Origin of the sequence: Sphingomonas zeicaulis (assembly GCF_050433225.1) — a bacterium.
GTDB classification, from domain to species: domain Bacteria; phylum Pseudomonadota; class Alphaproteobacteria; order Sphingomonadales; family Sphingomonadaceae; genus Sphingomonas_D; species Sphingomonas_D zeicaulis.
This window is the reverse complement of record NZ_JBNPXQ010000013.1, coordinates 23415-35459: the sequence shown is the minus strand read 5'-3', so window position 1 is coordinate 35459 and position 12045 is coordinate 23415. Positions and strand designations below refer to the sequence as shown.

Sequence of the window (12045 nt, the reverse complement as noted above, 5' to 3'; positions counted from 1 at the left end):
CGTTACGAAGGAATATTCAATGGTTCTGCGTTGGTGTGCCGGTACCGCTGCCGTGCTTCTCCTTTCCTCGGCCGGATCGATGGCGATGGCGGCACCGGTAACAGAAGCGGATCGCGTCCTCGCGCGCGAGATCCTGGAGGAGGCGATCGCGACGCCCACTGCCAAGGGCCGTGGCCAGGTGCCCGCGTTGATCGAAAAATTCTCTGCCCGCCTGCGCAAGGCCGGTTTCAGGGCCGAGGATATCCAGGTGGTGCCGGTCGACATCGACGGAGAAAAGACCGCTGGCCTGGTCGTGCGCTATCCGGGGCGGAACCCCGGTGCGAAGCCGATCGCGTTGCTGGGCCACATGGACGTGGTGGATGCCCTTAAGGAAAATTGGGGGACCGATCCCTATGTGCCGACGGAAAAGGACGGCTACATCTATGGCCGCGGTTCGACCGACAACAAGGCCGGCGTCACCGCGTTGATCGCGACCTTCATCCGGTTGAAGGCGGCCGGCTTCGTCCCCGAGCGGGATTTGCTGCTCGCCTTTTCGGGTGACGAGGAAACCGGCATGATGTCGACGCGCGCGCTTACGAAACATCCGCTGGTGTCGCGCGCCGAATTCGCGCTCAACTCGGACGCTGGATCCGGCCTGCAGGGCGTGGACGGACGCTATCGCTTCAACATTCAGGCCGCCGAGAAAACCTACGCCAATTTCACCATCTCGGCGCGCAACGCCGGTGGCCACAGTTCGGCACCGCGCGCGGACAACGCGATCTACGCGCTCGCGGGTGCGCTGAAGGCGCTCGAGGCATTCCGTTTCCCGGTCGAGTTCAACGAGATCACGCGGATCATGGTGGCAGACCTGGCCGAGGAGCAGCCCGGCGAACTGGGCGATGCGCTGACCGCGTTGCTCGCCAAGCCGGACGATGCGGCGGCACGTGCGATCGCCGAGAAATATCCGCAGCAATCCAATATCCTCTGGACGACCTGCGTTGCGACCATGCTCCAGGCGGGCAACGCGCCGAATGCCCTTGCGCAGAACGCCACGGCCACGGTGAATTGCCGCATCTTCCCCGGAACCACGGTCGAGGCGGTACAGGCCAAGCTTGCGACGCTGGTCGGCGACACGCTTGAGGTCAAGCTGGTCGGCCAGGGCGTCGCGAGCCCGGTGTCGCCGGTCGACAAGCCGCTCTTCGCACGACTGCAAAAGGCAATGGACGCGACCTATCCCGGGGTCAAGCTCAAGCCGAGCATGTCTTCTGGCGGCACCGACGGACGTGAGTTCCGCAACGCCGGTATTCCGACCTATGGCGCCGGCGCGCTCGCACTCCGAGCAGAGGACAGCCGGGCGCACGGGACCGATGAGCGCGTGCCGATCGCGGCTTATCTGAAGCAGCTCGACTATTGGGATGCGCTGCTGCGCGACCTGGGCGGCCGGAAATGAGCATCGCCGTCGCGCGGCGTGAAATTCTGCGCGGCGCGATCGCGACGGGCGCGATGGCGACCATTCCATCGATGCTGGCCGCAGCGGCCACGAACCCTCCGGCTGCGCCACCGGCGATCAGGCGCGCCGAGCGCGAGGGCCGGCTGCTCCGCCTGCAGGCGGAACTGCGGCGTCGCAATCTCGCGGCGCTTCTCGTCGAGGCCGGTTCCTCGCTGGTCTATTTCACGGGAATCGACTGGTGGCGCAGCGAACGGACGACGGCGGCGCTTATCCCCGCTGACGGGCCCGTCCTGGTCGTGACGCCGTTCTTCGAGGAACCCTCGATCCGCGAAATGCTCGACGTGCCCGGCGAAGTTCGCGTCTGGCAGGAGGATGAAAGCCCGTTCCGTCTTGTCGCCGACTGGCTCAAGGCGCGTAAGCTCGACGGGGGAACGCTGGCGGTCGAGGACACCACGCGTTTCTTCATCGTCGACGGCCTGCGCAGATTGCTGCCGGACCTCGTGACCGTCTCGGGTGCCGCGCCGGTCAACGCCCTGCGCATGATCAAGAGCCCGTCGGAGATCGCGCTGATGCAGCGCGCCAACGACATCATGATCGCCGCCTATCGCGCGACCCACGCGCAGGTACGCGCCGGGATGACGGGCGATGACATCAACCTCATCATGCTGCGTGAGATCGCAGCCAATGGCGGTCAGCGGGGCTCGAGCAGCGCGCAGGTCGGGCCCGGCAGCGCCCTGCCACATGGTTCGAAGGAAAGATTGCGGCTCGCCGACGGCAGCCTCGTGCTGATGGACTGCGTCTGCACGGTTCAGGGCTATCACGCCGACGTTTCGCGGACGTTCGTCTTCGGTGAACCAACCGCAGAGCAGCGGCGGACCTTCAAGGCGATGCGCCAGGGCATGAATGTGGCGATGGACGCGGCGAAGGTCGGCGCGCCCGCAGGCAGTGTCGATGATGCGGTGCGCGCCTACTATGAGAAGCTCGGCTACGGCCCCCGCTATGCGCTGCCCGGGCTCTCGCACCGCACCGGTCACGGCATCGGGCTGGACGTCCATGAGCCGGTCAATCTCGTGCACGGCGAAACCACGGCGCTTGCCCCTGGCATGTGCTTCTCCAACGAGCCGGGGCTCTATCTGCCTGGCCGGTTCGGCGTCCGCATCGAGGATTGCTTCTACATGACCGACGGTGGCCCGCATTTCTTCACGCAGCCGCCGTCTTCGCTCGACAAGCCGTTCGGATAAGGGGGTCTCATGTCACGTTCGAAGAGCCTGCTCGGCTGCGCCACTGCGCTGGCCGTAACGCTGGCGTCGCTCGCAACGCCGGTCGCGGCGCAGGAGGAACAAACGATGTCGCCGGCGATGCCGGCCATCATGTCCCTGCGAGACCAGGCGAAGCTGCGTGACGGCTGGCTGGAGCGCCGTTTTCAGACCGTGCTGCCGGCACTGATGCGCGAACAGGGCATCGACATGTGGGTGCTCGTCGCGCGGGAGTATCTCGAAGACCCGGTGGTCACGACGATGCTCAACGCCACCAATCTGCGCGCGCGGCGGCGGACGATCCTGATCTTCTTCGATCCTGGCGACGGCAAGCCGATCGAACGGCTGGTGGTCAGCAAGCATGGCATGGGCACGCTCTACCAGCCGGTCTGGGACATGGAGAAGCAGCCCGATCAGTTTGCGCGGGTTCGCGAACTGATCGCCGAACGCAGTCCGAAAAAGATCGCGCTCAACATCTCCTCGCTCACCGCCTTCGCCGATGGTCTCACGCACAGCCAATATACGGACCTGACCGCAGCGCTCACGCCGGAGATGCGGAGCCGCATCGTTCCGGGCTATCCGCTGGCGATCGGCTGGTTGGAGACCCGCACGCCTGAAGAAATGCAGGTCTATCCCGAAATCGTCCGCGTCGCCCACGCCATTATCGGCGAAGGCTTCTCGACCGCAGTCGTAAAGCCCGACGTGACGACCAACGAGGATCTCGTCTGGTGGTATCGCCAGCGCGTCGCCGACCTTGGACTGGCATCCTGGTTCCATCCGTCGGTAGAAGTGACGCGCCGAGGAACGCCCGGTGTCCTGCGCGAGCAGGCCAGCGTCATTCAGAAGGGCGACATGCTGCGGGTCGATTTCGGGATCCATTATCTCGGCTTCAGCACCGACACCCAGCACATGGCCTATGTGCTGCGTGACGGCGAGCGCGATGCGCCTGCCGGGCTGAAGGCGGGAATGCGGGACAACAACCTGGTGCAGGATGCCGTCACCCGCGAATTCGGCATCGGCGTCACCGGCAATCAGGTGCTCAATCGCGCGCGTGCTGCCGCGATTGCGGCAGGGCTGAAGCCGCGCATCTACTCGCACCCGATCGGTTATCACGGGCATGGCGCCGGCAGTTCGATCGGTCTCTCTGAAGAGCAGAGCTTCGTGCCGACCGGCGAGTACAAGCTGCGCCCCAATATCGCCTGGTCGATCGAACTCATGGCTTCCCGCCAGGTACCCGAATGGGACGGCCAGATGGTCGACTTCAAAAGCGAGGAAGACGCCTTCTTCGACGGCAAGACCGTCCGCTACATCGATGGCCGGCAAACCCGGTTCCACCTGATCGGAGCACGCTGAGCGAGGCTCGGCAGAGGGTCTGCCGAGCCTCCCCGTTCACGGGCGCGGCAGGAGGATGAACTCTTCCTGGCCGCCATCGAGGAACCGGAAGCCGCCATCGGCTGAGAGAAAACCGTTCTCTTCATGCATGAAGCGAACCTTCTGCCCGCCCCATTCCGGAACGTCGTGCTGGGCATTGAGTTCGATCGACCAGGCGGTGTTGGGGTCGATGCGATAATCGCCGCGACCGGGCGCGGGCTTCTGGTTTTCCCACGCGCCGATCCATGTGCCGGCACCATGACCATGATGGCCGATCGGATGCGAGTAGATCGTGCCATCGATCTTTTCCGCCTCGATCTGGCGGCGCGCGGCGGCGAGCACCTGATTGCCGCTGCGTCCCGGCTTCAAGGCCGCGATCGTTGCCGCACGCACCCGGTTCATCGCCGCCATGCCGTCCCTCAGCCCGCGGGGCGCCTGGGTCTCCCCTGGTTTCAGAACATAGGCAAGGCGCTGGATATCGGTGTTGAGACCAAGATAGCTGATCCCGAAATCGACGTGGAGCATATCGCCGGGCATGATGATCGTGTCGCCCCGGTACCCCATTTCCTGGACGCTGAACTTTCCGCCGTCGGCACGCTGGATAGCGACACTTGGCTGGAACCAGGTATCGAGTTTCAGCTCCTTGATCCGATTGCGGAACCACCACACCACATCATCGGATGTCGTGACGCCGGGCGTGATGACGCGCTCGGAAAAACCCTCCTCGATGATGGCGTGCGAGATGCGTGCAATGGTCGGATAGGTCGCCATTTCCTCGGGGATGCGCGTCTCGAGCCAGCCCAGCGCCAGACGCTCGTGGCTGACGAGCCGCTTGGCATAATCCGGCCCGATGGCGCGGACGATCGCCTCATAGTGGGTCGAGCTGAGTCCGTCGGCGAGCGGAAAGCCTTCGGACCGATTGAGCGCGATCGTCGCGGGATTGCGCGCGGCGATGATCTTCGCAAGTTCCGCCCATTGGTCCGGCTGCTCGTCCGGGTTCCACGCCGGCGCAAAATCACCGACCGGATAGCGCGCCAAAGCAAGCTTCTCGATGGGCTTGCCATCGCCGGGATCGAAGAAGACCAGGATGGTCCGGCGACGGGCATGCAGCCAGGTCGCCGGCAGCATCGTCTCCATTACCGGATCCTCGTTATACTCACCGGCAACGAGCACCCACATCTGCACCTTGTCGCGCCGCATCAGCGTCGGCAGCAGCTGTTCCAGTCTAAGCTTCAGCCACCGGTCTTCCGTTTCGGCACGACGCTCGAGCGGCAGGATTGCCGGCATGGCAAGCTCGGCGGGTCGCGAAGACGCAACCGGCGTGCCGGCGGCAAGCGTCGCAGCCAGCAATGAGATCAGCATATACCCTCCCTGTCAGATCGTTCACGATGCGCACATGTGTTCGCTGAGCGGTCATTATGCAGTGCAGCTGCAGGGGAGCAAGTGCTTATCCCTCTGAATATTCGCCATTAGCGAATGGACCGGCATATAGCTGGAACAGAGCGGAACGTGCGGCCTCTCGCCTCGATGAACGACCAAGTCTCATGTCGGCCGCCGGATTTCGCCGAGAGCAGACGTCAAGTGTTCCCCCGCGCGGTCGGATGATAGAAAACAAGCGGTGAGCGAGATGGCAGGCTTAAGCTCACCTTTAAAGTCGCGCAGGGAACGACGCCGTTGCAGCCATCGAAGGTTCATGACAGCTTGGTGGCGAGGAGTGGTTGGATGGCTCAGTGCTGACAGGTTCGTGTCATTGCGGCGGTGCAAGTTGGACCCTCACCGGTGACCCAGGACCTGTCACTGCTTGCAACTGCGCGCTTTGCCGTCGTTACGGCGCTCTCTGGGCCTATGACTTCGAGGGCGAGGGGGTCGCGGTCAGCGGCGAAACCCGGGCCTATCGCAGGTTGGGAAAGGAGGATCCGGCCTTGGAAATCCTGTTTTGCCCATGCTGCGCCGTGGTACTCGCTTGGCGCGGCCTGCGAACGGAAAGTGATGGTCGGACCTGCATGGCGGTAAATATTCGCCTTGCACCCTTAGATAAAGTTGCCAACCTCGCCATCGATCATTTTGACGGCCTGAACACGTTCGAGGACCTACCCCCGAGTGGCAAAGTCGTAAAAGACATCTGGGCCTAGCAAGTCTGCCGACGACTGCCTTCCATGTCAGTTCGGCTAGTGGCTATGCTTCTGGATCGGCGCAATTCCACCTGAGCGCGCGACGAAGCCGGATTCGGGCGTTAGGCCGAAGAGGAGCTTCGCGCGATGGCGATCGGGCTGCTTCAGTTGAATGACGATCGAACGGCGCGCCGCCTCGACGAAAAAGGCGCAGGCGGCAGGCGGGGGGCGCGCTGCTTGGGCGAGCCTGCAGGTGCAGGTGACTGCTGTCCTTGATCCCAGTCAGGCTAATCCGATCAAGGTCGTTTTGCGATGTCCCGTCGGGCTGCTTCATGTGATCCCGCTTGGCACCGATCGTCCACGGCAACGGCGCGCGCGTCGGGCAAAAGGCCGGTTTGCCCCGCGGCCTGACGGCCTTCGACAAAAACCGCTTGAGCATCTACTTGTGTGGCTCCGGTCACGCCATTACGGGCGCGGCCGCCAGACTCTGGTGTGCTTCCATGTCCGATATCCCAGCTTCCCCGTCCGACGCGCGCGCCACGCGCCTGGCGATCAGCCTGTCGGGCACCAATCTGGAGCGCGCGGGCGACTATAATCAGCGGGTGGTGCTTCAGGCGATCCGCGGGCGGACATTTACGACCCGGACCGAACTGGCGGCCCTGACAGGGCTGACCGGGCCGACGATCGCCAACATCACCCGTCGGCTGGAAGAAGACGGGCTGATCCGCAAGGCTGGCAAGATCCAGCTTGGCCGCGGGCAGCCGGCGCTGCGGATTGCGATCGATCCAGACGGCGCCTTCGCGATCGGCCTCAACATCGACCGGGATCATCTCAGCCTTGCTTGCCTCGACCTGGCCGGCAGCGTGCGCGCCAGTGTGACGCAGGAGATCCTCTATCCGTCACCCAAGGCGGTGCGCGCCTTCGTCAAGGAGGGCCTCGCCGAAATGTCTGCATCGGCGTCCATACCCCGCGACAGGGTGATCGGGGTCGGGCTGGCGATGCCCGATCGCATGGCGGAACGCGCGTTGCGCGGACGGCCGGACGACTTCTCGCTTTGGACCGATATCGACCCGGCCGTGCTGCTTGCAGACCTTCTGCCCTGGCCGATCCACCGGGACAATGACGCGGCGGCCGCGGCGCTGTGCGAGCTTCATTTCGGCGCAGGCAGGCAGTCCGCCAGCTTCTTCTACCTGCTGATCAGCATAGGTCTCGGCGGAGGCCTCGTCCTCGATGGCAGTTTCTATCGCGGTGCGACGGGGCGCAGCGGCGAACTGGGATATATTGTCGGTCGAACCGGAAAGGCGGCCGGACGGTCGATCGAGACGCGCGTGTCGCTGTCGGCGCTCTACGAACGGCTGATCGAGGCGGGCTGTGCCTCGGATACGCTGTCGGCGCTTCAGGGCGGGGATCCCATCGCACGCTCAACGATCGACGACTGGCTCGACGAGGCCGCGAGCCTGCTCGTCGATCCGATGATTGCGATGAGTTGCCTGATCGACCCACAGGCCGTGTTGATCGGCGGCCGGCTGCCGGCCACCCTGATCGACGCGCTCGCGACCCGCCTCTCGGCGGCCCTCGCGCCCTATGCCGGCGAGATCCCGTCGGTGCCGCCGATCGCGCGTGCGGTCACCCCGTCGATCGCGCCTGCGGTGGGCGCGGCATTGCTGCCGTTCGCGGACCAGTTGCTCCCCTCCGACGCGATCCTGATGAACGTCGCGCGATAGTGGGGTCAATCGCCATGCCTGCCGCTGGTGCCGAGGCGCGAGTGGCGGCTGAGGCTCTCTTGCATGTGCTCCCGCGCCGCTTCACGCGCCCGGTCGGGTTCCATCCGGATGATCGCATCGAGGATCATATCATGCTCATGGTCGATCAGCGTGGCATAGTCCTCTCGCGTCTGCAGGGACTGGTCGCGGAGGTAGAGCGCGCGGGGCGGAACCAGGCGCTCGCCCAGAAACCCGATCATCTGCACATAATGCTCATTCTGCGTCGCCCGCGCGATGGCGAGATGAAACGCCGTGTCGGCACGCGCCGATTCCGCCGTGTCGTCACCCGCCCCCGACATGCGCTCGAGCGCATCGCGCAGTGCGGCGATATCGGCGAAGCTGCGTCGCGCCGCGGCCAGGGCGGCCATCTCGCTCTCGATTGCGAGGCGGATCTCGATCAGCTTGATGACATCTTCGATGTCGCAAAGCTCGTCCGCGGTCACCTGGAAGGCCTGTAGCGGCAACTGGCGTGCGACGAATACACCCGATCCCTGTCGCGAGGTGGTCAGGCCCTGCGCGGTGAGGCGCGCGAATGCCTCACGCACGACGGTGCGGCTCACCCGCTCGTGCACGCACAGTTCGCGCTGTGTCGGCAGGCGCGAGCCCGGCTGGATCTCGCCTGATCGGATGCGCGCTTCGAGCATGCTGAACAGGCGGTCGGTCAATGATGGCGGCATGCGTGGGTCTCCTGCGATCCGTGCCGCGCCGCCGCCCAAACGGCGCGATGAGACGGAGTGGGAATGCCGGGCATGCGCGACCCGGCGATCAATCGGCGTGAAGGCGCCGGCGGCAAGCCCATGTCATCCGTCGCCAGCGCGAGTGAAACGCGGTGAGGCAGGGGACATCATAACGACCGTTTCATTCTGTATGACAAGCAAGGCTCCTTGTCGATCGCCTCATCGGAGAAGCATAGAGCCTCGAAAACCCCATATATCCCTTCGTGATCTTCCATTTGTCGAGAGCGTCGGGCGATGGCGAAATTCCTCCGCCCGATTAAATAAAATAAATTTATCATATCCATTGCAAGTCGCTTTGAGGTGCGTTACTCAACATCCGAAGGCGCTTCGTCTCGTGCTCGCGGGACGAAAGAACTGTCAGTTTGTGGGAGGGATGTCGGTACGAGGCGGTCGCGACGCGCGCGGCTCCTGGCTGGCATCGCCATGAGGGAGGGGAGCGTGGACATGCGCAACAGCTTTGCAGCATCCGTATCGGCATGGGCGATGATCTGCGGGATCGGCGCCGCGCCGGCATTTGGCCAGACGCAGGTAACGCCAGACGATGCCGGGGCCGCGTCTGCGCCAGCCGTGGACGAGATGGAAGCGATCGTCGTCACCGGCTTCCGCAGCAGCCTTGCTGAGTCGCTGCGCCTCAAGCGCGAGCAAAGCGGCGTCACCGACACGATCGTCGCCGAGGATATCGGCAAATTCCCCGACGCCAATCTCGCGGAATCGATGCAACGCGTACCCGGCGTCGCGCTCCAGCGCGGCGATGGCGGTGAGGGGCGCGCGATCACCGTGCGTGGTCTCGGCCCGATCTTCACCCGCACCCGCGTCAACGGCATGGAGGCGAACAGCGGCGTCGGCGGCAGCGACGTGCAGGGCACCAGTGGCCGCAGCCGCGGCTTCGACTTCAACGTGTTCGCGTCCGAGATTTTCCAGAACCTCACCGTCCGCAAGACCTATTCTGCGGACACGCAGGAAGGGTCGCTGGGCGCGACGGTCGATCTCAACGCGCCGCATCCGCTCGACTATAAGGACGACTTCGTCCTAGTGGGATCGGCGAAGGTCAGCTATAACGATCTCAACGAGGATGCCGGCCCGCGGCTCGCCGGCCTCGTTTCCACCAAGCTGGCCGACGGCACGATCGGCATCCTGTTTTCCGCGGCCTACACGCAGCGGCGCACGCGCGAGGAAGGCTATTCTCCCGCCAATGTGCTGAACGCTGCCTCCGATGGCGGCTTCTGCAGCCCGATCGGCTATGTGCCGCAGAACCCGGCGAGCAATGCGGTGAAGGGCACCGATGCGCTCAATTGCGCGACCGGTATCCCGCGCACTTCCGATCCCGATGCCTATGACGCGGTCGTCGGCGCTGACGCGCATATGCCGCGCCTGCCGCGCTATTTCCGCAGCGACCAGAATTACAAGCGGCTGGGCCTCACCGGATCGCTGCAATGGCAGCCGAGCGACCGCACGCTGATCTCGCTCGACGGCCTCTACGCCCGCTACAAGGTCAACCGGGTCGACGATTTCTTCATGGGGCTGTCGTTCGGGCGCGGCGTCGGCAACAACGGCAAGCCGCACACCTCGATCCTCGACGCCGAAGTGTCGGACGACGGCACGGTGCAATATGGCCTGTTCAATGGTGTCGATATCGCCTCGGTGACCACGCAGGACATCTATACCACGACGTTCAAGCAGGCGACGCTCACCGCCAAGCATGAGTTCAACGAATGGTTCGAGGCGGATACGCTGATCGGCTTCGGCCGAACTGACTTCAAGGAACCGACTCGCAACGACGTCCGCATGGATGCCAACAATGTGAATGGCTTCTCGTTTGACTTCCGCGATCGGGGCAACATCCCGCTGATCAACTATGGCATCGACATCACCGATCCCGGCAATTTCGTGTTCGGCCCGGCGCTGGCCGACGGCACCGTCCAGGGATCGTTCAGTGGCCGCAAGGTTTTCACCCAGTTCGACAACCGGCAGTTCGCGCTCAACCTGTTGTTCAAGCCGCTCGAGGCGCTTCGCATCCGGCTGGGCGGCGAGTATCGCCGCAGCGCGTTCGACAGCACCGAACTGGGGCGGGCCGGCCCGATCTCCGCCTTCGTGCCGGCGCTGCCCGCGGGCACCACGCTTGCCAGCCTCACCACGGTGGTCGGCGGCTTCGGCAAGGGTATGCCGGGGGATCTGCCCAATGGCTGGGTGAAGCCCGACTACGACAAATTCAACAATCTGTTCGATTTCGACAGCAATACGGGGGGCTTTACATTCAGCGGCGCGGACACCGGCACCTCGCTGGGCGGCAATTATGCAATCCGCGAGGAGGTGAAGGGCGCCTATGGCCAGGCCGAATTCGATAGCGACGCGCTGCCGTTCCGCGTGCGCGGCAATATCGGCCTGCGCTATGTCCACACTAGGCAGCGCTCGTTCGGCTATGTGACGTTGGCGAGCCCGGTCAACGGCCAGGGGTTCACGCCGGTGACGGTCGAGCGCAGCTATGATGACTGGCTGCCCTCGCTGAACCTCACCGCCGATGTCACTGAAAAATTGCTGTTGCGCGTATCGGCCGCCAAGGTCATGGCACGCCCCGATCTCGGCCAGCTCTCACCCAGCGGCGGCTTCAACCCCACGATCCGCACGATCTCGGTAGGCAACGCGCTGCTCGATCCGATCCGCGCCAACACGCTCGATCTCTCGGCAGAATGGTATTTTGGGCAGGGAAGCCTGTTGTCGGTCGGCTATTTCTACAAGGACATAAAGACCTACATCCAGAGCCTGCAGCGGATCATCCCGTTCACTGAAACCGGGCTTCCGGTGGAGTTGCTCGCCGGCTCGCAGGCGACGCCGCAGGATCTGTTCACCGTCACCAACCTGTCCAACACCAGGGGCGGGCCGATCAAGGGCGTCGAGGTCAATTTCCAGCAGCAGTTCCGCTTCCTGCCGAGCTTCCTCGCCAACACCGGCGTGCTGCTGAACTACACCCATGTCACCTCGGAGATCGAATATATCCTCAACGCGACGACTGGGGTGACGACGCGCGAACCGCTGGTCGGCATGTCGAAGAACCAGGTCAATGCGACGCTCTACTATGAGGATGACAAGTTCAGCGTCCGCGGCTCGGCGAATTATCGCTCCAAATTCGTCCGCGCGGTGCCTTCGATCGGTACGGGCAGCGACATCGATCTCGGCAAGTCGACGCTCTATGTCGATTTCTCGGCCTCCTATGCGATCAACGATCGCTTCCGCATCTCGCTGGAGGCGACCAACCTGACCGACGAGCATCAGGTGCTTTATGTCGACTCCGTCCGGCGCGACACGCTCTATGACTCGCATTTCGGGCGGACCTACACGCTCGGCGTGGCCTATCGTTACTGAGCGATAGGAAAGAACAGG

Annotated in this window: 8 protein-coding genes; 6 read left to right on the top strand and 2 right to left on the bottom strand. The window is 64.1% G+C overall.

Features of this window, described 5'->3' with window-relative positions; translation table 11 throughout:
* Positions 1 to 19: 19 nt before the first annotated feature.
* Genes FHS96_RS27270 through FHS96_RS27260 form a run of 3 tightly spaced genes read left to right on the top strand, consistent with a single transcriptional unit; the run spans position 20 to position 4038 of the window.
* Positions 20 to 1429, top strand: coding sequence for a M20/M25/M40 family metallo-hydrolase (locus FHS96_RS27270; RefSeq protein ID WP_429599428.1), 1410 nt, complete (start codon positions 20 to 22; stop codon positions 1427 to 1429).
* Positions 1426 to 2670, top strand: a complete 1245-nt coding sequence (locus FHS96_RS27265) for a M24 family metallopeptidase (protein ID WP_429599425.1) — start codon at positions 1426 to 1428, stop codon at positions 2668 to 2670. Before FHS96_RS27270 ends, FHS96_RS27265 begins: the two co-directional genes overlap by 4 nt.
* 9 nt (positions 2671 to 2679) lie before the next feature.
* A complete protein-coding gene (locus tag FHS96_RS27260; protein ID WP_429599423.1) occupies positions 2680 to 4038 on the top strand; it encodes a M24 family metallopeptidase in 1359 nt (452 codons plus the stop codon).
* Between the two features lie 36 nt (positions 4039 to 4074).
* On the opposite strand, the gene FHS96_RS27255 is transcribed toward FHS96_RS27260, so the two are convergent.
* Entirely contained in the window at positions 4075 to 5418 is a 1344-nt protein-coding gene (locus tag FHS96_RS27255; protein ID WP_429599421.1) for a M24 family metallopeptidase, read from the bottom strand.
* 368 nt (positions 5419 to 5786) lie between these two features.
* Between FHS96_RS27255 and FHS96_RS29385 the strand changes: the two genes are divergently transcribed.
* Both FHS96_RS29385 and FHS96_RS27250 read left to right on the top strand, forming a co-directional pair.
* Positions 5787 to 6188 carry a GFA family protein gene (locus tag FHS96_RS29385; RefSeq protein WP_488168734.1) on the top strand — a complete coding sequence of 134 codons (402 nt, stop codon included), beginning with the start codon at positions 5787 to 5789 and terminating at the stop codon, positions 6186 to 6188.
* A gap of 479 nt (positions 6189 to 6667) precedes the next feature.
* Positions 6668 to 7891, top strand: coding sequence for an ROK family transcriptional regulator (locus tag FHS96_RS27250; RefSeq protein ID WP_429599419.1), 1224 nt, complete (start codon positions 6668 to 6670; stop codon positions 7889 to 7891).
* 5 nt (positions 7892 to 7896) lie between these two features.
* On the opposite strand, the gene FHS96_RS27245 is transcribed toward FHS96_RS27250, so the two are convergent.
* The gene (locus FHS96_RS27245; RefSeq protein WP_429599417.1) at positions 7897 to 8607 is read right to left on the bottom strand and encodes a FadR/GntR family transcriptional regulator; all 711 of its coding nucleotides are present in this window, start codon (positions 8605 to 8607) and stop codon (positions 7897 to 7899) included.
* A gap of 504 nt (positions 8608 to 9111) precedes the next feature.
* Here FHS96_RS27245 and FHS96_RS27240 point away from each other — a divergent pair.
* Positions 9112 to 12027 carry a TonB-dependent receptor gene (locus FHS96_RS27240; RefSeq protein WP_429599415.1) on the top strand — a complete coding sequence of 972 codons (2916 nt, stop codon included), beginning with the start codon at positions 9112 to 9114 and terminating at the stop codon, positions 12025 to 12027.
* Positions 12028 to 12045 lie beyond the last annotated feature (18 nt).